This window comes from Parvibaculum sp. (genome assembly GCF_030694575.1).
GTDB lineage: Bacteria > Pseudomonadota > Alphaproteobacteria > Parvibaculales > Parvibaculaceae > Parvibaculum.
Genome location: NZ_JAUYUS010000027.1, coordinates 1 through 22,903 on the forward strand (window position 1 = coordinate 1; position 22,903 = coordinate 22,903).

The 22,903-nt window shown below is 65.5% G+C and carries 26 protein-coding genes and 2 tRNA genes; 22 read left to right on the plus strand and 6 right to left on the minus strand.

What is annotated here, in order from left to right; translation table 11 throughout:
• Both Q8S60_RS05280 and Q8S60_RS05285 read left to right on the plus strand, forming a co-directional pair.
• Positions 1-122: HU family DNA-binding protein (locus tag Q8S60_RS05280; protein WP_305668403.1), on the plus strand; the 122-nt coding region annotated here is incomplete at its 5' end.
• Between the two features lie 231 nt (positions 123-353).
• Positions 354-1,337, plus strand: a complete 984-nt coding sequence (locus tag Q8S60_RS05285; RefSeq protein WP_305275929.1) for a hypothetical protein — start codon at positions 354-356, stop codon at positions 1,335-1,337.
• Here Q8S60_RS05285 and Q8S60_RS05290 read toward each other — a convergent pair.
• Positions 1,309-1,950, minus strand: a complete 642-nt coding sequence (locus tag Q8S60_RS05290) for a glutathione S-transferase family protein (RefSeq protein ID WP_305275930.1) — start codon at positions 1,948-1,950, stop codon at positions 1,309-1,311. The genes Q8S60_RS05285 and Q8S60_RS05290 overlap by 29 nt on opposite strands.
• Before the next feature lie 133 nt (positions 1,951-2,083).
• On the opposite strand from Q8S60_RS05290, the gene Q8S60_RS05295 reads away from it, so the two are divergent.
• Genes Q8S60_RS05295 through Q8S60_RS05305 form a run of 3 tightly spaced genes read left to right on the plus strand, consistent with a single transcriptional unit; the run spans position 2,084 to position 4,724 of the window.
• Positions 2,084-2,938, plus strand: coding sequence for an ABC transporter substrate-binding protein (locus tag Q8S60_RS05295; protein WP_305275931.1), 855 nt, complete (start codon positions 2,084-2,086; stop codon positions 2,936-2,938).
• The gene (locus Q8S60_RS05300; protein ID WP_305275932.1) at positions 2,935-3,939 is read left to right on the plus strand and encodes an iron ABC transporter permease; all 1,005 of its coding nucleotides are present in this window, start codon (positions 2,935-2,937) and stop codon (positions 3,937-3,939) included. The genes Q8S60_RS05295 and Q8S60_RS05300 overlap by 4 nt, the downstream gene beginning before the upstream one ends.
• A complete protein-coding gene (locus tag Q8S60_RS05305) occupies positions 3,939-4,724 on the plus strand; it encodes an ABC transporter ATP-binding protein (protein WP_305276411.1) in 786 nt (261 codons plus the stop codon). The genes Q8S60_RS05300 and Q8S60_RS05305 overlap by 1 nt, the downstream gene beginning before the upstream one ends.
• Before the next feature lie 117 nt (positions 4,725-4,841).
• Here Q8S60_RS05305 and Q8S60_RS05310 read toward each other — a convergent pair whose 3' ends face one another.
• Entirely contained in the window at positions 4,842-5,951 is a 1,110-nt protein-coding gene (locus tag Q8S60_RS05310; RefSeq protein WP_305325814.1) for a diiron oxygenase, read from the minus strand.
• 192 nt (positions 5,952-6,143) lie between these two features.
• Here Q8S60_RS05310 and Q8S60_RS05315 point away from each other — a divergent pair, with 192 nt between their 5' ends.
• Together Q8S60_RS05315 and Q8S60_RS05320 are read left to right on the plus strand one after the other, a co-directional pair.
• Positions 6,144-7,442 (plus strand): cation:proton antiporter, encoded by a 1,299-nt coding sequence (locus Q8S60_RS05315; RefSeq protein WP_305275934.1) that lies wholly within the window; start codon positions 6,144-6,146, stop codon positions 7,440-7,442.
• A gap of 54 nt (positions 7,443-7,496) precedes the next feature.
• Entirely contained in the window at positions 7,497-8,924 is a 1,428-nt protein-coding gene (locus Q8S60_RS05320) for a deoxyribodipyrimidine photo-lyase (RefSeq protein WP_305275935.1), read from the plus strand.
• Positions 8,925-8,929: 5 nt separating this feature from the next.
• Here Q8S60_RS05320 and Q8S60_RS05325 read toward each other — a convergent pair whose 3' ends face one another.
• Positions 8,930-9,634 carry a DUF6134 family protein gene (locus Q8S60_RS05325; RefSeq protein WP_305275936.1) on the minus strand — a complete coding sequence of 235 codons (705 nt, stop codon included), beginning with the start codon at positions 9,632-9,634 and terminating at the stop codon, positions 8,930-8,932.
• A gap of 78 nt (positions 9,635-9,712) precedes the next feature.
• Positions 9,713-10,510: an RNA methyltransferase gene (locus tag Q8S60_RS05330; RefSeq protein WP_305275937.1), complete on the minus strand. Its 798-nt coding sequence runs from the start codon at positions 10,508-10,510 to the stop codon at positions 9,713-9,715.
• A 139-nt stretch (positions 10,511-10,649) separates the two neighbouring features.
• On the opposite strand from Q8S60_RS05330, the gene Q8S60_RS05335 reads away from it, so the two are divergent.
• Together Q8S60_RS05335 and Q8S60_RS05340 are read left to right on the plus strand one after the other, a co-directional pair.
• Positions 10,650-11,342, plus strand: coding sequence for a lysoplasmalogenase (locus Q8S60_RS05335; RefSeq protein WP_305275938.1), 693 nt, complete (start codon positions 10,650-10,652; stop codon positions 11,340-11,342).
• Positions 11,343-11,346: 4 nt separating this feature from the next.
• Complete coding sequence (locus Q8S60_RS05340) at positions 11,347-12,498, plus strand: serine hydrolase (RefSeq protein ID WP_305275939.1); 1,152 nt, start codon at positions 11,347-11,349, stop codon at positions 12,496-12,498.
• A gap of 7 nt (positions 12,499-12,505) precedes the next feature.
• Here the strand turns inward: Q8S60_RS05340 and Q8S60_RS05345 are convergent.
• Positions 12,506-12,580: transfer RNA gene (locus Q8S60_RS05345), tRNA-Thr, on the minus strand.
• A 187-nt stretch (positions 12,581-12,767) separates the two neighbouring features.
• Between Q8S60_RS05345 and Q8S60_RS05350 the strand changes: the two genes are divergently transcribed.
• The 6 genes from Q8S60_RS05350 (at position 12,768) to Q8S60_RS05375 (ending at position 17,771) form a co-directional block, all read left to right on the plus strand.
• Positions 12,768-12,947 (plus strand): hypothetical protein, encoded by a 180-nt coding sequence (locus Q8S60_RS05350; protein WP_305275940.1) that lies wholly within the window; start codon positions 12,768-12,770, stop codon positions 12,945-12,947.
• 228 nt (positions 12,948-13,175) lie between these two features.
• A complete protein-coding gene (gene murA, locus Q8S60_RS05355) occupies positions 13,176-14,453 on the plus strand; it encodes a UDP-N-acetylglucosamine 1-carboxyvinyltransferase (protein ID WP_305275941.1) in 1,278 nt (425 codons plus the stop codon).
• An 11-nt stretch (positions 14,454-14,464) separates the two neighbouring features.
• Positions 14,465-14,905, plus strand: a complete 441-nt coding sequence (locus Q8S60_RS05360) for a DUF2948 family protein (protein ID WP_305275942.1) — start codon at positions 14,465-14,467, stop codon at positions 14,903-14,905.
• Positions 14,906-15,200: 295 nt separating this feature from the next.
• Positions 15,201-16,496, plus strand: coding sequence for a histidinol dehydrogenase (gene hisD / locus Q8S60_RS05365; protein ID WP_305275943.1), 1,296 nt, complete (start codon positions 15,201-15,203; stop codon positions 16,494-16,496).
• A gap of 268 nt (positions 16,497-16,764) precedes the next feature.
• The gene (locus Q8S60_RS05370) at positions 16,765-17,286 is read left to right on the plus strand and encodes a UPF0262 family protein (protein WP_305275944.1); all 522 of its coding nucleotides are present in this window, start codon (positions 16,765-16,767) and stop codon (positions 17,284-17,286) included.
• 2 nt (positions 17,287-17,288) lie between these two features.
• Positions 17,289-17,771, plus strand: coding sequence for a low molecular weight phosphatase family protein (locus Q8S60_RS05375; protein ID WP_305275945.1), 483 nt, complete (start codon positions 17,289-17,291; stop codon positions 17,769-17,771).
• Between the two features lie 243 nt (positions 17,772-18,014).
• On the opposite strand, the gene Q8S60_RS05380 is transcribed toward Q8S60_RS05375, so the two are convergent.
• Positions 18,015-18,497 (minus strand): GNAT family N-acetyltransferase, encoded by a 483-nt coding sequence (locus Q8S60_RS05380; protein ID WP_305275946.1) that lies wholly within the window; start codon positions 18,495-18,497, stop codon positions 18,015-18,017.
• Positions 18,498-18,659: 162 nt separating this feature from the next.
• Here Q8S60_RS05380 and Q8S60_RS05385 point away from each other — a divergent pair, with 162 nt between their 5' ends.
• From Q8S60_RS05385 to Q8S60_RS05415, 7 genes are all read left to right on the plus strand, one after another.
• Positions 18,660-19,385: an SIMPL domain-containing protein gene (locus Q8S60_RS05385; RefSeq protein WP_305275947.1), complete on the plus strand. Its 726-nt coding sequence runs from the start codon at positions 18,660-18,662 to the stop codon at positions 19,383-19,385.
• Between the two features lie 120 nt (positions 19,386-19,505).
• Entirely contained in the window at positions 19,506-19,724 is a 219-nt protein-coding gene (infA, locus tag Q8S60_RS05390) for a translation initiation factor IF-1 (protein WP_011995440.1), read from the plus strand.
• A 7-nt stretch (positions 19,725-19,731) separates the two neighbouring features.
• Complete coding sequence (locus tag Q8S60_RS05395) at positions 19,732-20,331, plus strand: nucleoside triphosphate pyrophosphatase (protein WP_305275948.1); 600 nt, start codon at positions 19,732-19,734, stop codon at positions 20,329-20,331.
• Positions 20,332-20,452: 121 nt separating this feature from the next.
• A complete protein-coding gene (locus Q8S60_RS05400) occupies positions 20,453-21,973 on the plus strand; it encodes an Rne/Rng family ribonuclease (RefSeq protein ID WP_305275949.1) in 1,521 nt (506 codons plus the stop codon).
• A 14-nt stretch (positions 21,974-21,987) separates the two neighbouring features.
• Positions 21,988-22,218, plus strand: a complete 231-nt coding sequence (gene yacG / locus Q8S60_RS05405) for a DNA gyrase inhibitor YacG (protein ID WP_305275950.1) — start codon at positions 21,988-21,990, stop codon at positions 22,216-22,218.
• Positions 22,219-22,339: 121 nt separating this feature from the next.
• Positions 22,340-22,415, plus strand: a tRNA-Phe gene (locus Q8S60_RS05410).
• Positions 22,416-22,691: 276 nt separating this feature from the next.
• Positions 22,692-22,903, plus strand: a 212-nt coding sequence (locus tag Q8S60_RS05415; RefSeq protein WP_305668402.1) for an RHS repeat-associated core domain-containing protein, incomplete at its 3' end; no start/stop codon positions are given.

Consider the following 22,903-nt stretch of genomic DNA (forward strand, 5'->3'; position numbering starts at 1 on the left):
TGCAGGTGCGCAAGCGCGCCGCCCGCATGGGCCGCAACCCCGCGACGGGCGAAGCCATCAAGATCAAAGCCTCCAAGAAGGTCGCCTTCCGCGTCGCGAAGGACCTGAAGGAAGCCATCTAAGGCTTGGCTGCTCAGGCACGCCTCTGAATCACGAGAGCCCGGCTCCGCGAGGAGCCGGGCTTTTGCGTGTCCGGTGCCGATCGGCCCTTCCACCCTCCCCCTGTGGGAGGGTCAAACGGCTGCAAGCCGTTTGGGGAGGGGTAAGGGCCGAAAATCCGGGTACAACCGGAGCAAGTTCATTCCATCTCGGTGAACTGGAAATCGCCACATTGGCGGCCTAGTTATTGGGCCATGCGCATCCTCCTCGCCACCCTCTTCATTCTCGCGGGCATCGCCACCTCCCACGCCGCTCCCGTCTGCGCGACGCGCGACGAGACCTCCCCGGCGCTCACCCGGCTCCAGGACGCTATGGCCGAGGGCCGCTTCATCGCCTATCAGCCGACCGACCTCAAGATCTGGGACGGCAATCCCGTGCAGGCGAGCGAGGTCTCGATCCGCGAAGACCTCAAGACGCTCCGCCCCTGGTTCGACAGCCTCGTCACCTACGGCGCCCACAGCGGCGCCGAGCGTATCCCCGCCATCGCGAAGGAACTGGGCTACAGGGCCGTCGTCATGGGCATATGGGACCCGGAAGACGACGTCGAGGTCGCCAACGCGCTCGCCGCCTGGAAGCAGCATCCCGATATCGTCGTCGGCGTCTCTCTCGGCAATGAAATGATCCTCGGCAAGCGTGCCGATTGGGATGAGCTGACCGGCATCGTCGCGGATTTCAGGAAACGGGCGCCCGGCCTTCCGCTCACGGTAACGGAGCCCTTCGCGCAGTTTCTCGACGGCGCCGATGCCGCCCCGCTGCTCGCCGAACTGGATTTCATGGCGGTGAACGTCCATCCCGCTTTCGAGAAATGGTTCTCGGACGCGCCGCCCTTCAACTGGGCGGATTTCGTGAAGCAGGTGACGGCCCGTCTCGCCGCCGAAAGCTTCTGCGGTCCCATCCTCGTCAAGGAAACCGGCGTGCCCACCGGCCCCGCGGAAGAAGGTTATGACGAGGAGAAGCAGGCGGCTTTCTACGGCGAACTGATGAAGGCCATGCCGCCCTCGCGCGACCTCGCCTTCGCGTATTTCGCCGCCTTCGACGCCCCCTGGCGCGTCCACGACGAAAGCCCCGTCGCGGGCGTCCATCCCGAAGAAGCCCATTGGGGCCTCTTCAGGGAAGACCGCACACCGAAGCCGGTGATGGAGATAGTGCCTAGGCTTTCTTCGGCGCCTGCTCGTTGAGCGGCACGCTCGCCGCCGCCTTGATGAAGGCCGGCCGCGCCGAAATCCGCTCGTAATAGTTCACGACATTCGGAAACGGATCGAGGCTCACGAACCCCTTCGCGAGATGCACGCTGTAGCCGACGTTCGTGTCCACCGTGCTGAACCCGCTCCTCAGCAGGTACTCCCGGTCCGCGAGATGCTTGTCCACCACCTCGAGCGACTTCTCCAGCCGCCGCGACTCGAGCTTCTGCACCACCGGCGAGCGGTCTTCCTTGGCAATGAAAACCCGCTGCTGCACAAGGCTCGCGCCATGCACGGCCATCGTCTCCGCATAGTGAAGCCAGATCAGCCATTCCGTCCGCTCGGCATGTCCCATCGGCCGGTGCAGCTTCCCTTCCGGGTCGTAATGCTCGCCGAGATACTGCGCGATGGCGCCGGACTCGAACACGGACACATCGCCATCGACAAGGCAGGGCACGCGCCCCAGCGGCGAGATCGAGAGGTACGCCGGCGTCCGCAGACCTTCCATGCTGAAAGGCAGTTCCTTCAGCTCGAAATCGATCCCCATCTCGTTGAGCAGCCACAGCGACCGCATCGAGCGCGAGCCGGTGCAGTGATAAAGCGTCAGCATCCCTGTTTCCCGTCTTGTCTTGTTTTGCCGCGAAGGTAGAGCATTTCAGTGGCCATACGGAAGGCTTTTCCCGCCCTTTGCCCCTCCGCCCCGAGCGTCTACACTCCGCCCGCTCCGAATCCGAGGCGGCACGATGACGCGAATTTCAATGGCCCTTCTGGCGTTCCTCGCCTGCCTCGCGGCGGCCGCATCCGCGCGCGCCGAACCGCCGCAGCGCGTCGTCTCCATCAATCTCTGCTCCGACATCCTCGCCGCCGAGCTTGCCGCCCCCGGCACGCTCAAATCCGTCTTCCGCCTCGGCCGCGACCCGCATGATTCCGCCGTCGCCCATCTCCTCCAGGACGTGCCGCCGAATGACGGCCGCATCGAGGACATTCTTCCCTTCGCGCCCGATCTCGTGCTCGCGCATCGCTACACCTCCCCCTTCACGCTCGATCTCCTCGGCCGCATCGGCATTCCCGTCGTCACCGTGAAGGACGCCCGCACCTTCGCCGACATCCGCGACAACATCGAAACCGTCGCCGCCGCCCTCGGCCGCGAGGCGGAAGGCGCGGCCCTCGCCGCGCGCTTCGATGCCGAAATGGAAGCCGCCCGCCGCACCGGCCCCGCGCGCCCCACCGCCATCCTCTATCAGGACCTCGGCGGCGCGGTCGTCCCGAACAGCATCCTCGGCTACATCCTCGCCCATGCCGGCTTCGACAATGTGATCCGCGAGGAAAATGAAATCGGCCTCGTCTATCCGGGCATAGAAGACGTGATCGCCCTGCGCCCCAACCTCATGGCCATAGGCATCTACCGTCCGGGCCAGCCCTCGCAGGCATCCGCGCTGCTCCAGCACCCCGCGCTCAAGCTCTACCGCGAGCGCTACACCCATGAGGTCGATCTCCCCGCCCGCGACTGGAACTGCAGCACCCGCTTCGTCACCGCCATAGCCGCCCGTCTCGCCGCCGCCCATGACGAGATGACCGGGCCGGAGGCAACGCATTGAGAACCCGCCCCCTCAACGCCTGGCTCGTCAGCGCCACGCTCGCGCTCCTCGTCGCGCTCCTCTTCGCCCTCTCCGTCTATCTCGGCCGCGGCGGCGAACTCCTCGCCGACAAGTTCCGCACCATGAGCGAGATCGACCGCGACCTCGCCTGGCTCGTTCTCACCGAAGTGCGTCTGCCCCGCGCGGCTCTCGGCCTCCTCGTCGGCGCGACGCTCGGCCTCACAGGCGCGGGCCTTCAGGGCTTGTTGCGCAATCCGCTCGCCGAGCCCGGCCTCATCGGCGCCTCTGGCGGCGCCGCGCTCGGGGCCGTCCTCGTCTTCTATTTCGGCGCCGCCGTGGGCTCCGTCATGTTCGTGCCGCTCGGCGGCATTGCCGGCGCTCTCGCCGCGCTCGCCACGCTCTATCTGCTGGCCGGCCGCAATCCGTCCATCGTCACCATCATCCTCGCGGGCGTCGCCATCTCCGCCTTCACCGGCGCGTTGACGTCGCTCGCGCTCAACCTCTCGCCCAGCCCCTATGCCGCGCTCGAAATCGTCTTCTGGATGCTCGGCTCGCTGACGGACCGCAGCATGGCGCAGGTCTGGTTCGTGCTTCCCTTCATGTTCGCCGGCTGGCTCCTCGTCGCCTCCACCGCCCGCGCGCTCGACGCGCTCTCGCTCGGCGAGGACACGGCGGCGACGCTCGGCTTCTCGCGCCGCTCCGTCACGCTCCGCGCCATTGCGGGCACGGGCCTCGCCGTCGGCGCCGCCGTCTCCGTCACGGGCGTCATCGGTTTCGTCGGCCTCGTCGTGCCGCATCTGATGCGCTCGCTTGTCGGCCCCCGGCCTGCATCGCTGCTGCTCCCGAGCGCGCTGGCGGGCGCGGCGCTCGTCCTCGCCGCCGATCTTCTGGTGCGCGTGCCCGTTAACGGCCCCGAGCCGAAACTCGGCGTCGTCACCGCCCTCATCGGCGCGCCCTTCTTCCTCTGGCTGATCCTGAAAACCCGGAAGGAGGCCCCGTGATGCGCCTCACAATCGAAAATCTTCACGCATCGCTCGGGCAAACCCATGTCGTGCGCGGCGTCTCGCTCGAAGCGTCCGGCGCGCAATTCATCGGCCTCATCGGTCCGAACGGCGTCGGCAAGACGACGCTGGTCCGCGCCGCTGCCGCCCTTATTCCCTTCACCGGCAGCGTTACCCTCGACGGCGCATCCGTCTCCTCGATGGAGCCGCGTGCCCGCGCCCGCGCCATCGCCTATCTCGCGCAAGGCGCCGGCAGCCATTGGCCGCTCGAAGTCTCCCGCCTCGTCGCGCTCGGCCGCCTGCCGCATCTCGCGCCTTTCCGCGCGCCCGCGCCCGCCGACGAAGCCGCCATCGCCCGCGCCATGTCGCTCGCCGATGTCGAAAGTTTCCGTGGCCGCGATGTGCTCACCCTGTCGGGCGGCGAGCGCGCCCGCGTGCTGCTCGCCCGCGCGCTGGCCGTCGAAGCGCCGCTGCTGCTGGTCGACGAGCCCGTCGCCTCGCTCGACCCCTATCACCAGATCCGCATCATGGAAGTTCTGCGCGCCTATGCCGCCCCAAATGAAAAAGGAGAGGGGCGCATGGTCGTCGCCGTCCTCCACGACCTCTCGCTCGCCGCGCGCTATTGCGACCGGCTCATCCTGCTCGACGGCGGCACCGTAAAAGCCGACGGGCGCCCGGATGAAGTCCTGACGCCCGCCAATCTCGAAGAAACCTACCGCATCCGCGCCGTCACCGGCGGCGAGGGCAGGGAAGCCTACATCCTCCCCGTCGCCCGCACGGACTGACCGGCGCCTGACCTTCCTTCCACCCTCCCCTCGGGGAGGGTCAAACGGCTGCAAGCCGTTTGGGGCGGGTTCACCGCATTCAACGCAAGGAACGCACGGTCGATTGAGCGGAAGCCGCTACTCCGCCGCGCTCACCGTTCTCCCCGCGCCGGAAAAATTCACCCGCTTGAGGTACTCGATGCCGTCCTCGGCAATCGCGTCGCCGATCATCTCGTCGCCTTCCTTGCGAAGCTCATCCATGTCGACATAGGTCGCATAGAAACCCTTCGTCCGGTCGGTGATGATGCCGGCCTTGAGCAGCGTCTTGGTCAGCACACGGAAGATGTTGGTCTGGTTCGACATCGCCTTGCGGCGCTTTTCGTCCGTCCGGCTCTTCAGTACCTCGTGCAGCACTTCCTCCCAGTCGAGGCCGAACTGCGCATAGATCACCTTCTTCTGTTCGGGGTTCGCAAGGTTGAACAGCAGCGTCTGGAAACATTCCGCCGCCCAGTCCTCGATGACGTTGCGCTCCTGCTCGGTCAGATGCGGCACCGTGCGGTCCGCCCAGATTTTCCCGAACTTGTGGTGGAAGGCTTCGTCCGTCATCACGAGCTGGCAGAGATGGCGCAGCAGCGGATCGTTCGAATAGGAATAGAGTGAGGCGAAGGCGCCCATCGCAAGCCCTTCCACCAGCATCTGCATGCCGACGACCTTCTTGTAGACCTCCGGCGCGTTCACGATGTCGGTGAGGAGATTGCCGAGCGTCGGCCCCACGGGCAGCGGCTTCCCCCACCGCGCCTCGATATATTTCGCAAAGCCCGTCACGTGGCGCGCTTCCTCGCGCGCCTGGTTCGCCGCATATTCCTGCGCCCCCGGATCCTTCAATATGTGGCAGAGGCTGGCGGAAAGGGCGAGCGCACCCGCCTCGCCATGCAGGATCGACGACAGCATCCACCGCGCGCTTTCGTTGGACAGCGCGATCTTCTCTTCCTCGCTCAGCCGGTCGGCGATGGGCGTCTGCAGTTCCAGCACGAAATCCATCGGCACCACGGTCTGCCGTTTCATGTCGAAGGGTTGCGTGAAGTCGATATATTTCTTGTCCAGCGGATCCCAGAAATGGTCGTGCGTCGCGGAGATGATCTTGTCGAAGGCGGTCGAGCGCGCTCCATAGCGGTCGACTTCCATCATTGCGGGAAAGTCGTCCGGCGCCACGGCGTTATAGGCGCTGTCCTTGGTGATATGGGTCATTCTGCAAACCTCCTCCGGGGTCATCTCTGCATACAATACCGTAAATAGGGGGCCGGATGAATGAACCAAATGCACCATCGGGGTCATTCCGCCAAGGAACCGCAAAATCCTCGCCGCGGCCCTTCCGCCCGCTAAGCCGTTGGGCAATCATGGTTTCCGCCTGATTCTCCGGGTCTTGGGGTCTCCTCGCCTATGCACGACGTGCTCACGCTGAATTCCGTCACCCTGCTTATCGTGATCGCGCTGGCCTGCGGCTTCGCGCTCATCCGCCTGCGCCAGCCCGCCATCGTCGGCTACATCCTGGCGGGCGTCGTGCTGGGTCCGGGCGGCCTCGGCCTCGTCCGCTCGGCGGAAGGCATCGACCTCTTCGCCGAACTCGGCGTGCTGCTCCTCCTCTTTCTCATCGGCCTCGAACTCAGCCTCAAGACCTTCCGCAATGTCTTCCGCATCGCGCTCCTCTGCGCCGGGCTGCAATCGCTCGTCGCCATCGGGCTCACATGGGGCGCGGGCGAACTGCTCGGCTGGAGCTTCGAGCGTTCCCTCGTCCTCGGCTTCGTGCTCTCGCTCTCTTCCACCGCCGTCGGCATCAAGATGCTGTCGGAGATCGGCGAACTGCGCACCAATGCCGGCCGCGTCACGATGGGCGTCCTCATCGCGCAGGACCTTCTCATTATCCCGATGCTCGTCATCGTGCAGTCGCTCGGCTCCGCTCAAGGCGTCGGCATCGACATCTGGCTTGCCTTCAAGCTCATTGCCGCCATCGGCATCCTCGCCGGCGTCGCCGTTCTTCTCTCGCGGCGCGAGCGTCTGGTGCTTCCCTGGAGCCGCTATCTCCGCAACCAGCCGGACCTCGCGCCCCTGGCGGCCATCGCCTTCTGCTTCGTCTTCGCCGCCGGCTCCGGCTATCTCGGCCTCTCGCCCTCCTACGGCGCCTTCCTCGCCGGCCTCATTCTCGGCGCCTCGACGGACCGTCGCGCCGCCATCTTCTTCACATCGCCCGTGCAGAGCATTCTGCTGATGGTCTTCTTCCTCTCCATCGGCCTGCTGATCGATCTCGCCTTCATCGTGGAAAATCTCTGGATCGTGCTGCTCCTCGTCTTCGTCATCCTCGTGGCGAAAACGGCGTCCAACATCGCCATTCTTTATTTCCTGCGCGTGCCTTGGGAAGATGCCTTCATCGCCGGGCTCGTCATGGCGCAGGTCGGCGAGTTTTCCTTCGTGCTGGCGAAGGCGGGCCTCGGCGCGGGCGCCATCGACCGCGAGAGCTACCAGCTCGCGCTCTCCGTCATCGCGCTCAGCCTCATCGTCAGCCCCTTCTGGCTCGTCACCGCGCGCCGCATCCACAGCCTTGGCCACACGATGCAATACACAGGCATCGGCCCCGTCTTCCAGCGCATCTACCCGAATGCCTATGAATGGAGCCGGCGGGGCAGGGCCTTCGCGCTGGAAAACGCCGCCGCGCTTCTCCACTGGCTCCGCTCCCGCCGCTGATCCGCGCAAGTGCCCGTTTCGTATTGAAGGGAAATCCTCGCGAGTTCCCCTGCCATGTCCGCCAGCCCCGTCATCCTCTGGTTCCGTCGCGACCTGCGTCTCGACGCCAATCCGGCGCTCGCCGCCGCCGTGGCGCGCGGTCCCGTCATCCCCCTCTTCATCCTCGATCCGGCGGACATGCCCGGCGCCGCCTCCCGCTGGTGGCTCCATGGCAGTCTCCATGCCCTTGGCGAAAGCCTTGCTCGCCTCGGCGCGCCGCTCATTCTCCGGCGAGGTTCCCCCTCGGAGATACTCCCCGCCCTCGCGGCGGAAACGGGCGCGCGCGCCATCTTCTGGAACCGCCTCTACGAGCCGCCTCTGATCGCGCGCGACAAGGCGCTCAAATCCGCGCTGACGGCGCGGGACATCGAGGTCGAGAGCTTCAACGGTTCCCTCCTCGCCGAACCGTGGCAGGTGAGGACGCAATCGGGCGGCCCCTACAAGGTCTTCACGCCCTTCTGGCGCGCGCTCGCGCAAATCCCTTTCCCCGCGCCGCTTCCCGCGCCGAAGAAACTCGCGGGCGTTCCCTCGCTCCCTTCGGACGATCTTTCGTCATGGCCGCTCCGCCCCTCGAAGCCCGATTGGGCGGGTGGCCTCCGCGCGACATGGCAGCCCGGCGAGCGCGCAGCGCACTCCCGCCTCGCCGCTTTCATCGGCGAAGCGATGAACGGCTACCGCGAAGCCCGCGACATCCCCGCCGCCGAAGGCACGTCCCGCCTCTCGCCGCATCTCCACTGGGGTGAAATCTCCCCGCACCGCATCTGGGCTACCGTCGAAACCGCAACCGCCGTGCATCCCTCGGGTGCGGAAGCGGGCAGGGCCTTCCTGCGCGAACTGGCATGGCGCGACTTCGCCCACCACCTCCTCTTCCACTGGCCGGACATCGCACGGGAAAACTGGAAATCGCAATTCGACGCCTTCCCGTGGCGGGACGACACCGCCGCCTTCACCGCATGGACCAAAGGCGAAACCGGCTACCCCATCGTCGATGCCGGTATGCGCCAGCTCTGGCAGACCGGCTGGATGCACAACCGCGTCCGCATGATCGCCGCCTCTTTCCTCGTCAAGCATCTGATGATCGACTGGCGGCGCGGCGCCGAGTGGTTCGAGGACACGCTGGTCGACGCCGACCTCGCGGTGAACCGTGCGAGCTGGCAATGGGTCGCGGGCTCCGGCGCCGATGCCGCGCCATACTTCCGCATCTTCAATCCGGTGCTGCAGGGTGAGAAGTTCGACGGCGATGGGGCTTATGTCCGCACCTTCGTGCCGGAACTGGCGAGGCTCGACCCCCGCTTCATCCACAAGCCATGGGCCGCGCCCGCCGCCGAACTGTCAAAGGCGGGCATCGCCCTTGGCAGGACTTATCCGAAGCCGTTGGTCGATCATGGCCATGCCCGCGCCCGCGCTCTCGCCGCCTTTGAGAAAATCCGCAACACGGGCTGAGCCGGTTACCGCAGCGCCAGCCGCCGCAGCGTCTCCCGGTCGAGCCGCGTCACCGCGTAATCGACCTCCGCTCCCCGCGCCGCGAAGGCGACGTTGAGCCATTCTCCATCGCGTGAATAAGTAAGCCGCAGCTTGAGGTCGCCGGTCATGTCGTAGAGCCGCGCCGCGATCTCGCGCCCATCCGCGTCGACGCTCGCGTCTCCGGCGGACGCAATGGCCACGTCGATGATGCGCCCCTTCTGCGTGTCGAGAAGTTGCGTCTGTCCGGTCGTCTCCGGGTTCCAGTAGCTTGTGGGGATGATGCCGGCAGGTGCCGCGAATGATCCGTTGGCGGAGCTTGTCACGTCGAGCCCCGTTTCCGTTGCCTTCGCCCGCACCCAATATTCCTTGCCGTCGTCATTCGTCGCCGTCTCAAGCGCAATCAGCCGCCCGTCCCGCCATGTCTCGCGGTTGCGATGTTCATAGCGGAAAAGCGTCAGCGGCCCGAACGTCACCGCAAGCTTGATGTCGATGGTCACATGCAGCTCGTCGCCCTCGCGGCGAAAGCGCAGCTCATGCGTGCCGATGGGCTCGCCGCCGCGCTCGACGCGAAACGACAGCACCGGCTCGGGGGCGAGATCCGGTGCCGCCGGCTCCGCGCCGGAAGTCCCGGCGAAAAGCAACACGCACGCAACGGTGAAAGATGGAACGTATTTTATCGGCGATATCATACCGGGGGTCTCGAGAGGGGCTGTACCGCCGGCGCACCGGCTTTCAAACCCTCTCTACGGCGCTGCCCCCCGGCCGGATCACTTCTTGCCGCGCGCCGCATACCAGGCATGGAGCGCGAGGCTCGCCGCCACCGTCGCGTTGAGCGATTCCACCCGTCCCGTCGTCGCGATGGCGAGCCGTGTCGCCGTAAGGGCAGGGGGCACGCCGAGCCCTTCCTCGCCCAGCACCAGCCGCAGGTCGCGCGGCCAGCCGTAATCCGTCATATCCGCCCCCGCGCCGTCGAGCGCCACCAGCGGCCCCTTCGCGCCTTCGAGCGCGCTCCACCCGCCGCCCCGCAGGAAGCTCATCTCGAATTGCGCATTCGCCCCGCCTCTGAGCGCCTTCGGATGAAAGGGATGCGCCGCTCCCTCCATCAGCACGACGCGGCCCACGCCGAAGGCCGCAGCACTCCGGAGCAGCGCCCCCAGATTGGCCGGATCGCCGAGCGCGCACAGAAGCTCCAGCCCCTTCGGCGGCTTTGAAAAATCCGCCGCCGCCATCTCCGGCACCTCGCCCGCCAGCAGCGGAAAGCCGGTCCCATTGGTATCCAGCATCTCGAACAGCGCCCGCCCCACGGCATACCGCGCGATGCCCGCCGGCAGCGGCAGCCCGTCGGCGTCTTCCGCCTTCGCCGCCAGCACGGCGGTAAACCGCGCGCCGTGCCGGTTCAGCGCCTCGGGCACGGTCTTCCGCCCCGACAGCAGAAACGCGCCATGCTTCTTGATGCCCCGCGTCTCGGTGAGCGACAGCCACCGTTTCGCCTGCGCATTCTGCAAGCTCTCGATCGCCCGCCACTCTCCGCCGCCCATCTGCCGTCCTTCCGGAATCTTGTCCACGCCCGATCATAGAGGCGCCACCGCAATAATAAAAAGAGGCGGAGTCGCGGCGCCCGCCCCGACAAATTCAATAGCGGCTCCGCCCCATCTGCGCGAAACTCTCCCCAATCAAGAAACGGCAAAAGGGCAGGGGGAGAAAATGATCGAACAGGTCTTCATGCGGGGCGACGGCCTCGACGCGCTGCGCATCGTGCTGGGCCTCGCCTCGCTCGCCGCCGCCATCGCCTATCAGGTGGTCGAGCGCCAGCCGCCCTCCACGCTCCGCACCGCGCTGAAGACGCTCGCCATCGGCCTCCTCGTGCCCCTGCCGCTTCTCCTTCTCGGCGCGCCCGGTGTCGCCGCGCTGCCTCTCGTTCTCCTCGCGCTCGCCTTCCTCCTGTCGAGCCTCGGCGATCTCTTCCTCGCGCTGAAGGGCGACACGCGCAATTTCATGCGCGGCCTCGTCGCCTTCCTCGTCAGCCACCTTTTCTACATTTCGGTCATGCTGCCGCTCGCCTCCTCGCCGGAAACGCTGCCCGCGAAAGCCGCCTCGCTTTTCGTCGGCCTCGGCGCCATCGCGCTTTATCTCTCTCTCGCCCCCGCGCTTGGCCGCATGAAGCTTCCCTTCGGCGCCTATCTCGTCGCGATCCTCGTCATGGCGCTCTCGGCGCTGGCCATTCCCGCCGGTCAGCCCTGGCTCGGCCTCGGCGCCGTCCTCTTCGTCATCTCCGACAGCGTCATCGCGCTCGACAAGTTCCGTGGCCCGATCCCGTATCGCGGCCTCATCGTCTGGAGCACCTATTACGTGGGTCAGGCCATGATGGCGCTCTCCCTTCTCGCGCTGCTGGGATAAGCGCGTGTCGGACATTCCCATGGACGGCACCTGCGATCCCCGCTTCGCGCCCATCCGCGACGCCTTCGCCGCCAACTTCCGCGAGCGCGGCGAGCCCGGCGCCGCCGTCGCGCTGATGGCCGATGGCCGTCTCGTCTGCGATCTCTGGGGCGGCTTCCGCGATGCCGCGCGCGAGCGGCCCTGGGCGCGCGACACGCTGGTGAATTTCTTCTCCGTCGGCAAGGCGTTCACAGCCCTCGTCGCGCTCCGCCTCGTCGAGCAGGGCAAGCTCGATCTCGATGCGCCCGCCGCAACTCTCTGGCCGGCATTCGGCACCAAAGGCAAGGAGGCGATTACCCTCCGCCACATGCTGTCCCACCAGGCCGGCCTCCCCGCCATCCGCGAGGCGCTACCGGACGGCGCCATGTTCGACTGGCCGCGCATGATCGCCGCCCTCGAAAACCAGCAGCCCTGGTGGCAGCCCGGCACCGCCCATGGCTACCACGTCAACACCTTCGGCTATCTCGTCGGCGAACTCGTCCGCCGGGCGAGCGGCAAGACCCTCGGCGTCATACTGCGCGACGAAATCGCCGCTCCCCTCGGCGCCGACGTCCATATCGGCCTTCCGTCCACGGAGCATCGTCGCTGCGCCGAATTCCTCTGGCCTTCCGTCCTGCCCGAGCGCCCCGAAGGCGAATTGCCGGACGACATCCTGATGAAATGGAACACCTACTGGAACCCGCCCGGCATTTCCGGCGCCGGCTGGGTCAACAGCGCCGAATGGCGCCTCGCCGAAATCCCCTCCACCAACGGCCACGGCACCGCGCGCGGCGTCGCCCGCGTCTATGCGGCGCTGGCGAATGGCGGCGCCATCGACGGTGTGGATATCCTCTCGCGCGACATGCTCGCCGAAGCCACCACCGAACACTCCTTCGGCCCCGACCGCGTCCTCGAGCGCGAGTCGCGCTTCGCCCTCGGCTTCCAACTGCCCCAGGCCGAGCGCCGCTTGGGCCCCAACGATGCCGCCTTCGGCCATTTCGGCGCCGGCGGCTCCCTCGGCTTCTGCGACCCGGCGGCCCGCATCGCCTTCGCCTATCTCACCAACGACATGGGCCCCCGCTGGCAGAACCCGCGCAACCGCGCCCTGATCGAAGCGATCTATGAAAGCCTGGGATAGGGAAAAATGGTGCCCACGGAGTGGATTGAACACTCGACCTCTCCCTTACCAAGGGAGTGCTCTACCACTGAGCTACGTGGGCCGGGCCTCGCGCCATAGGGAGGGCGCGGCGGCCGAAACCGGGGCTCGCCCCTGCTTCGATGGCGCGGAAAATGCCACAGGGTCCCCCCTCATGCAAGCAGCCCGCGCCCTCATGTTGACGTGCCCCACCGAAACCACCTAAATCCCTCCCGAGAGCCCCAATCGCGCATCCCGGAAGGCCGCCGCCCATGAAAAACACCCGCAACACCTTCGACCCGCGCACCCCCGGCGGCACGGGCACCGACCGCGCCGCCCAGACCCGCGAAGCCAAGGCCAAAACCGCCCGCCTCGCCGAGGCCCTGCGCGAAAACCTGAAAAAGCGGAAAGCCCAATCCCGCGACCGCAAGGACGCCGGCAAGGACAAATAAGCGCCCGCATCCGGTCTGATTTCAGGCACAAGTCCATGCCACAACGTCCCACCCTCCCACGCTTGTCCACCTTGGTGGACAAGCCACCAAGGACGGGGAGGGTCGAAAAATTCATGGAATTTTTCGGGGCGGGGGCGCGGCCAGCAATATCCGCTCCGGTTTCACCCGGCGTGACTTGAAGCCCCGCTCCCCGTATAAACCGGCTGAACCCTGATCGGACATGGGCTTATGGACACCATTCACATTCGAGGCGGCCGCCGCCTCAACGGGCGCATCCCCGTCAGCGGCGCCAAAAACGCGGCTCTGCCGCTGATGACGGCGGCCCTCCTCACGGATGAGCCGCTCCGCCTGACCAACATGCCGCGCCTCGCCGACGTGCGCACGCTGACGAAGCTCCTTGCCGAGCTCGGCGGCGATGTCGCCATCGACCGGGGCGAGGACGCCGACGTCATGACGATCCGCGTCGCCGACATCAAATCCACCACCGCTCCCTACGAGATCGTCTCGCAGATCCGCGCCAGCTTCTGGGTGCTCGGCCCCCTTCTCGCGCGCTGCCACGAGGCCAAGGTCTCGCTGCCGGGCGGCTGCGCCATCGGCGCCCGCCCCGTCGATCTCTACATCAAGGGCCTCCAGAAAATGGGCGCCGAGATCGATCTGGTCGAAGGCTATGTGCTGGCGAAGGCGCCGGGCGGCCTCAAGGGCGCGGTCATCCGCTCGCCCATCGTCTCGGTCGGCGCCACCCACACGCTGATGATGGCCGCCACGCTCGCCCATGGCGTCACAATCCTCGAAAATGCCGCCCGCGAACCGGAAATCGGCGACGTCGCCAATTGCCTCGTCGCCATGGGCGCCAAGATCGAGGGCATCGGCACCTCCACGCTCCGTATCGAAGGCGTCGACAGGCTCCACGGCGCCACCCACCGCGTCATAGCGGATCGCATCGAGGCCGGCACCTACGCCATTGCCGCCGCCATGACGGGCGGCGAGGTCGTGCTGGAAGGCGTCGAGGCCGAAACCTTCGAAGCCGCGCTCTCCGTGCTGCGCGCCGCCGGCGCGGGCGTCGAAAGCGAGCAGGGCGCCGTCCGCGTCTTCCGCAATGGCGAGCGCCTGCAGGCGACGGATGTCGTGACGCAGGTCTTCCCCGGCTTCCCGACCGATCTTCAGGCCCAGTTCATGGCCCTGATGACGACGGCCGACGGCGAATCCGAAATCACCGAGACGATTTTCGAAAACCGTTTCATGCATGTGCAGGAACTGGCCCGCTTCGGCGCGAATATCTCGCTCCACGGCGACAAGGCGCTGGTCCACGGCGTCGAGAAGCTGAAAGGCGCCCCCGTCATGGCGAGCGACCTTCGCGCCTCCGCCGCGCTCATCATCGCGGGCCTCGCCGCCGAGGGCGAAACCACCATCAACCGCGTCTACCACCTCGATCGCGGCTTCGAGCGCATCGAGGCGAAACTCAGCGCCTGCGGTGCCGATATCTGGCGCGAAAAAGCGAAACAGTAGAAATTGGAGCAATGACGAAAGACCTGCGCCTTGCCGCCGAGGATGAAGCCGATCTTCAGGTGATTTCCGCCGCCCTTCAGGATGCGGTCTGTCAGGTGCGCGATCTCGCCTTCCTGCCCTCTACGCGCCGCTTCGCGATGGTGCTCAATCGTTTCCGCTGGGAAGGCGAGGGCAGGGCGCGCGGTCACGGGCACGAGCGCGTCCGCGCCGGCCTCCATTTCGAAAACGTCACCGCCGTCCGCGCGCGCCACATCGCGCAGGACAAACCCGAAGGCGTGCTGAACCTCCTCGCCATCCGCTTCGAGGAGTTGAACCCGCCCTCCGGCATCGTCACCCTGGTCTTCTCCGGCGGCGCCGAACTCCGCCTCGAAGTCGAAGCCCTCGAAACCCACCTCTCCGACCTCGGCCTCGTCTGGGAAACCCCCAACAAGCCCGAACACGATCTGGATTGATGGCAAAAAACAAATGTCATCCCGGCGAAAGCCGGGACCCATTGGTTCCCTCAGCAAGCGTGATTTCAATTCGGCGGATGCTCCAAATTCCGCCCGCAAGCCTGAAACAGAACCAGCCGTGGATTGGATCCCGGCTTTCGCCGGGATGACATCCTTATATTTGGCAATGCCCGGAACATTTATACTCCGTCATTGCGAGCGCAGCGAAGCAATCCAGGGCTGTAAGTTTCGGCTCTTCTGGATTGCCGCGCCCCTTCGGGGCTCGCAATGACGAATTGAACGGTAGATAGAAGTCATGCCCATCCGCCTTAACGCCGCCGACGCCAGCTTCGAAGCCGCCTTCGCCGCTCTCCTCACCGGAAAGCGCGAAGCCTCGGTCGATGTCGCCGGCACGGTGACGAAAATCATCGCCGATGTCCGCGCGCGCGGCGACGACGCCCTCATCGAATACACGAAGCGTTTCGACCGCCTCGAAAATCTCGACGCCGGTTCGCTCGCCATCCCGCAAGCCGACATCGACGCCGCCACCGCCGCCTGCGACGCGAAGACCCTCGACGCGCTCAAGACCGCCGCCGCCCGCATCGAGGCCTATCACGCCCGCCAGAAGCCGGAAGATGCGCGCTTCACTGATGCGCAGGGCGTCGAACTCGGCCACCGCTGGACCCCCGTCGCCGCCGTCGGCCTCTATGTGCCGGGCGGCACCGCCAATTATCCAAGCTCCGTCCTGATGAACGCGATCCCCGCCAAGGTCGCGGGCGTCGCCCGCGTCGTCATGACCGTTCCGACGCCGGACGGCGTGGTGAACCCGCTGGTGCTGGCCGCCGCGAAGCTCGCCGGCGTGGATGAAGTCTATCGCGTCGGCGGCGCGCAGGCCGTCGCCGCGCTCGCCTACGGCACCGCCACCATCGCGCCGGTCGACAAGATCGTCGGCCCCGGTAACGCCTTCGTCGCGGCGGCGAAGCGCCAGGTCTTCGGTCAGGTCGGCATCGACATGATCGCGGGCCCTTCCGAAATCCTCGTCCTCGCCGACGGCGATAACGACCCGGAATGGATTGCCGCCGATCTTCTCTCCCAGGCCGAGCACGACGAAAGCTCGCAATCCATCCTGATAACGGACGATGCCGCCTTCGCCACCAAAGTGGAAGAAGCCGTTGCGCGCCAGTTGAAGGAACTCCCGCGCGAAACCACCGCCACGAAAAGCTGGGCCGATTTCGGTGCCGTCATCGTGGTGGCGAAGCTCGACGACGCCGTGCCGCTGGTCGACCGCCTCGCCCCCGAACACCTGGAAATCGCCACCGCCGATCCGGATGCGCTCCTCGCGCGCGTTTCCAATGCCGGTGCCATCTTCCTCGGCCGCTACACGCCCGAAGCCATCGGCGATTACGTCGCCGGTTCCAACCACGTGCTGCCGACCGCCCGCAGCGCGCGCTTCTCGTCGGGCCTCAACGTGCTCGACTTCATGAAGCGCACCTCGATCGTCCGCTGCGACCCCGCCGCGCTCCGCGCCATCGGCCCCGCCGCCCTCGCGCTGGCCGAAGCCGAAGGCCTCGACGCCCACGGCAAATCGGTCTCGATCCGCCTGAATATGTGAGCCGACAAAACCTGTCCCCGCTCTCTTTGGCCCCGGTGGTCGACAAAAATAAGGATGTCATCCCGGCGAAAGCCGGGACCCATTGGTTCCCTCAGCAAGCAAGACTCCATCATGAGAGCAATTCCGAACTCTGCCTGCGAACTTTAATCTGGGGCCAACGTGGATTGGGTCCCGGCTTTCGCCGGGATGACATTTGAGAGTAGTTGAGAGACCCCCTCTCCCCCATCCCCTCGCATCCCCCGCCCAAATCGGCTTAAACTGCGCCACCATGCCTGACCAGAGCGCCCACGACAGCAATGAGGAAACCGCCGCGCCCACGGGCGCGCAGTACCGCATTGCCGATCTCGTCCTCGACGAGCACACGGTCATGCGCCGCAGCCCGGACGTGGAACACGAGCGGAAAGTCGCGATCTTCGATCTGCTTGAGGAAAACACCTTCGCGCCGGTCGGCAGCAATGGCGGGCCCTACGTGCTCCACCTCGCCATCGAGGAAAACCGCCTCGTCTTCGACATCCGCCTCGAACCCTCCGAGCCGCATGGCAAGGTCCTCCTCTCGCTTACGCCTTTTCGCAAGCTCATCAAGGACTACTTCATGATCTGCGAAAGCTATTACGACGCGATCAAGACGGCGGCGCCCGCGCAGATCGAGGCGATCGACATGGGCCGCCGCGGCCTTCACAACGAAGGCTCCGAACTGCTGAAGGAGCGTCTCGCGGGCAAGATCGACATGGATTTTGACACCGCGCGCCGTCTCTTCACGCTCATCTGTGTACTGCATATCAAGGGATGACGATGGCAGGCGGAAACGCAAAAGCCGAACGCAAGCAGACGGCGCCCGCCTCGGTGCTCTTTGCCTGCAACCTGAATTCGGTCCGCTCGACCATGGCCGAGGCGATCCTGAAGAAGCTTCACGGAAACCGCATCTTCGTCGATTCCGCCGGCGTCGCGCCCGCCGAGGAAGCGGACCCCTTCACGGCGGAAGTCCTGCGCGAGGACGGCATGGCGCCGCCCGCGAGCGCGCCCAAGGGCTTCGACGATCTGGAGGAGACGAGCTTCGACCTCATCGTCGCCTTGACGCCCGAAGCGCGCGACAAGGCGGAAGAACTCACCCGGTCGTCGGCCACCGACGTCGAATACTGGGCGATAGACGACCCGCTCGCCTCTCCCACTGGCGGCAACCGCGACCGCCGCCTCGCCGCCTACCGCGAACTCCGCAACCAGCTCCACCGCCTCATCGAAACCCGCTTCCCCCGCAAGGAAAGCGCGGCGGGGTAATCTTTTGAATGCTCCGGCAAAACCAAAAATAAGAATGTCATCCCGGCGAAAGCCGGGATCCATTGGTTCCCTCAGCAGTCAATGTCCTGCACGACGCTTCCACACATACCGTCATTGCGAGCGAAGCGAAGCAATCCAGTAGCCGTAAGCATGACGCCCGCCGCTCCTGGATTGCTTCGTCGCTTGCGCTCCTCGCAATGACGGTTTCCGCCTCCGCGCCTCCGCGTGGAAAACCCTCCGTACTCAAATCATCCGGTACATCACCAGCGCATCCACATACCCCCTCGAAGGATGCAGAAACGCCCCCGGCAGCCGCCCCACGATCTCGAACCCGCACGCCTGCCAGAGATGCACCGCCGCCTCGTTGGTCGAGATCACGAAGTTGAACTGCATCGCGCGAAAGCCGCGCGCCCGCGCCGCATCGAGCGAATGAAGGCACATCGCGCGCGCCACGCCGCGCCCGCGCGCTTCCGGCGCCGTCATGTACCCGCAATTGGCGACATGGGCGCCGCCGCCGCCCGTATTCGCACGCAAATAATATGTGCCGAGGATATCCCCGTCGTCTTCTGCCATGAAAACCTCATGGCCTTTCGTCCACCAATAGGTGAGTCCGCCCTCACGCTCGAGGTCGCGGGGCAGGGGATAAGTTTCGCCCGCCCGGATCGCCGGTTCGATCGTCCGCCAGATCGCCTCGTCGTCATTTCGGGTTGCCGGTCGTATCTGCATTTTCGGGGATTACTTTTTTTTGGAGGACTTGCCGGAGGCACCGGGATTCAGTTTGTGACAGATCGTTGACAGTTCAATGACAGTCGCTCTCCTCATTTCACGAATCCGCCTCAATCGGCATGATATAAGAGTGCGAAAGCTCAATCGGGGAAACGCCTTATCATGAAATCCATCTTTACACTGACGGCTGCCCTCATCCTTGGCCTCGGTATCGCGCTCGGTGGTTATCTCGGTGGTCAGGGGCTCGTGAAATCGCGCCTCGGCGACCGCTCCGTATCGGTAAAAGGCCTTTCGGAACGGGAGGTTAAGGCCGACCTCGCGCTCTGGGCCCTGCGCTTCGTCGCGACCGGCAACGAGCTCGCCGAGACGCAAGCCCAGGTCAAATCCAATGCGACCGCAGTCACTAACTTCCTGAAATCGCACGGTTTTTCGGACGACGAGATCGAGCTCCAGGCGCCCCAGGTCACCGACCGTCTCGCCCAGGCCTACAGCAGCGGTCCCGTCGAAAGCCGCTTCATCATCGCCCAGCAGATCGTGTTGCGCTCGACCGACGTCGACAAGGTCGCGGCGGCGAACAAGGACACCAGCGAGCTGGTCGAGCAAGGTGTTGTTTTATCTAACGAATACGGCCCCGTCCGGCCCTCCTACCTGTTCACCGGCATCGCTGCCTTGAAGCCTGAAATGATCGAGGAAGCCACCAAACGCGCCCGCGAAGCCGCTGAAACCTTCGCCGCCGATTCCGGCTCCAGCCTCGGCGGCATCAGGCGCGCCTGGCAGGGCCAGTTCGAAATCCTGCCGCGCGACAACACGCCGGGCACGCAGGAGACCGAACAGGTCGCCAAGACCGTCCGCGTCGTCTCCACGATCGAGTATCTTCTGGTCGATTGATCGGGATTCTCACGGGAAATCAACGGTTTGGGCCCGGCCCCGGTGCGAATTCCGGGGCCGGGCTCTTGATTTTCCGGGGCTTTCTGACCATTCTCCGGGCAAATTTCCGAAGGATAATGAATGTCGAAGGAAGAACTGCTCGAGTTTCCGGGCGTGGTGACGGAACTGCTGCCCAACGCAACGTTCCGCGTGAAGCTCGAGAACGAACACGAAATCATCGCCCACACGGCGGGCAAGATGCGCAAGAACCGCATCCGCGTCCTCGCGGGCGACAAGGTGCTTGTCGAAATGACGCCTTACGACCTGACGAAGGGCCGGATCACCTACCGGTTCAAGTGACGCGCCCGTGTCGGAAAACGGCGCGAAACCTCGCCTGATCCTCGCCAGCGCCTCGCCCCGCCGCCTCGCGCTCCTCGCGCAGATCGGCATCGAACCCGATCTCGTCCTGGCCGCCGACATCGACGAAACGCCCCTGAAAAGCGAGCTTCCGCGCGACCACGCGCTCCGTCTCGCGCGCGAGAAAGCGCAAGCGATAGCAGCCCTCCATCCAGATGCCCTGGTGCTCGGCGCCGACACCGTCGTCGCCTGTGGCCGCCGCATCCTGCCGAAGCCCGAAACGGAAGCGGAAGCAGCGGGTTGCCTGAAGCTCCTGTCGGGCCGCGCGCACCGCGTCTACACCGCCATCCACCTCATCGCGCCGAACCGCGTGAGCGAGCGTGTCAACGAAACCCGCGTCACCTTCAAGCGCCTCTCCGATGCGGAGATGGCGGCCTATCTCGCCGGCGGCGAATGGCGCGGAAAAGCAGGCGGATATGCGATACAGGGCCGCGCCGCCATCTTCATCCGCGCGCTGACGGGATCGCATTCTGCCGTGGTCGGCCTGCCCCTCTACGAGACGGCAATGCTGCTCGCAGGCGCCGGATTTCCTGTGATCTCGCAGTCCTGACGCGGCTATCCTCTCCGCTAACAAGAGTGTTAGGATCGGTCTTTCAAGAGATCGAAAAGGTTCAGGGTGAAGAGGGGGCATCCGGTGTGCGGGGGCGCGCTGGACGCAAATCAGGGTTTTTATGTCGGAAGAAGTATTGATCAATGTCGGTCCCGGCGAGACGCGCGTCGCGATCGTTGAGGACGGGCGTCCCGTGGAGCTCTTTCTAGAGCGCACCATGGAAGACGATCTGAAGGCGAAGACCGGCCGCGCCGGCCACTCGCTGATCGGCAACATCTTTCTTGGCCGTGTGCAGCGCGTGCTGCCGGGCATGCAGGCGGCCTTCGTCGAAGTCGGCCTTGAGCGCGCCGGCTTCCTCGGTGCGCGCGAGGCGCGCTGCCTCTGCGAGCTGACGGGTCTCGACGAAGGGACGCTGCCGCCGATCAGCGCTTGCGTGCAGGAAGGCCAGACCATTCTTGTGCAGGCGGTAAAGGACCCCATCAGCGACAAGGGTGCGCGGCTTTCCGCCAATGTCACCATTCCCGGCCGTCTTCTCGTCCTCGTTCCCAATCAGTCCGGCGTCGCACTCTCGCGCCGCATCGAGGACGAACCGGAACGCGAGCGTCTCGCGGCGCTGGTCGGCGAGATGGTCGAGCGTTTCAATCCGATGGGCGTCACGGGCGAACCCGCCGGCTTCATCGTCCGCACCGCCGCCATCGGCGCAACCGCCGAGGATATCGCGGCCGATGCGCGCCAGCTCGCCGAGGAATGGCGGAAGGTGCGCGAGACGGAGAAGCGTTCCACCGCGCCCTGCGTCGTCTTCCACGATCTCGACCCCGTTTCCAAAACCCTGCGAGACTGCGTCAGCGCCGACACGTCGCGTGTGCTGATCGATTGCGCCGATGCCTTCGGCGAGGCGCAACGCTATTGCCGCCGCGCCATGCCGGAAATGCTCGACCGTGTTCAGCTTTTCAACGGCCCGGGCGAGCTGTTCGCGCTCTACGATGTCGATGGCGAAATCGAAGCGGCGCTGGAGCCGCGCGCCGAACTTCCCTCCGGCGGCTGGATCACGATCGAAACGACGGAGGCGCTCACGGCCATCGACGTCAATTCCGGCCGCTATACGGCGGCGACCGGACTTGAGGAAACCAGCGTCAAGATCAACCTGGAAGCCGTGCACGAGATCGTCTATCAGCTCCGCCTGCGCGGCACCGGCGGCCTCATCGTCATCGATTTCATCCATCTGAACGATCCCGCCAATATCCAGAAGGTGATCGACGCCCTGAACGAAGGCTTCGCGAAGGATCGCGTGCCGACGCAGATTTCCGGCATGTCCGAATTCGGTCTCGTGGAGATGACGCGAAAGCGTGTGCGCGAGCCGCTCGACAAGCTGCTCACCGAGCCCGCCTATCCTCATGGCCGCCCGCGCCGCAAGACCTGCGCCACGGTCGCGAACGATCTGCTCCGCCGCATTACCCGCGAAGCGCAGGCGACGCCCGGCCGTCCGCTTGTCGCGCGCGCATCGGCGGAAGTCGTGGATTGGCTCGAGCGTGGAAATCCCTATCTTCTCGAGAGATTGCGCCGGAGGGTCCCGGCGGAACTGCATCTGGTGGGAGAGCCCGCTTTCCCCCGCGAACGCATCGATGTCGGTATTGTTCAGTAGGACGGAGATTTACGGTGACCGGTGAAGGCGGTGGCAATGTCGTCAAGTTGCGCGCGCCGCGCCCATGCCCGATCTGCACCAGGAAATCGGCGCCGGAGTTTCATCCCTTCTGCTCGAAGCACTGCGCGGATGTCGATCTCAACCGCTGGCTGAAGGGCGCTTACGCGATCCCGGCCGTCGAGCCGCCGGACGAGTGGGACGAGGCCTCGCAAATCCGCCCGGACGACGACGAAGCGGAGCGGTAACTCCTTGTAGAGGTTGATGTTTGGCCAGGCCGTGCCCGGCTCTGGACAGGCCGGAATCTATCTCCTATAAACCGCGAACCTCGCCAGGGCGGCGCCGCTTCCGCTTCGCCCTGGAGCTTCCGCCCAGGTAGCTCAGTTGGTAGAGCATGCGACTGAAAATCGCAGTGTCGGTGGTTCGATTCCGCCCCTGGGCACCACTCTCCCTTCGGGGATGCGAGGCCGGATTTCCCACGGCTGTCATCGATCTGTCATGAAGGTCAAAAGCGGGGATAAGCTCGCCCGCAAATTGTGACAGCCGCAAAATTAGGGTGCGCGTTTCCCGGCCCGTTTTCCCGGCGGGATTTTCGCTTCCCTTTCCGCGTTCGAGATATCCCCGGCTTCGGCGGGAAGATATCCCCGGCACCGGACGGCCCTGACGATTCTCCCCGGGCGCCATCGCCTCGCAGACGACGCGCGCCTTCACCGGCCACGAGATGATCGACGATGTCGGCCTCGTCAACATGAACGGCCGCATCTACGACCCCGAGATCGGCAGGTTCATGTCCGCCGATCCGATCGTCCAGGACCCGACCGATACACAGAGCCTCAACCGATACACCTATGTCGGCAACAACCCACTCTCATACACAGACCCGACAGGCTACTTCTCACTCGGAAAGCTCCTCAGGACAATCATCGCTATCGT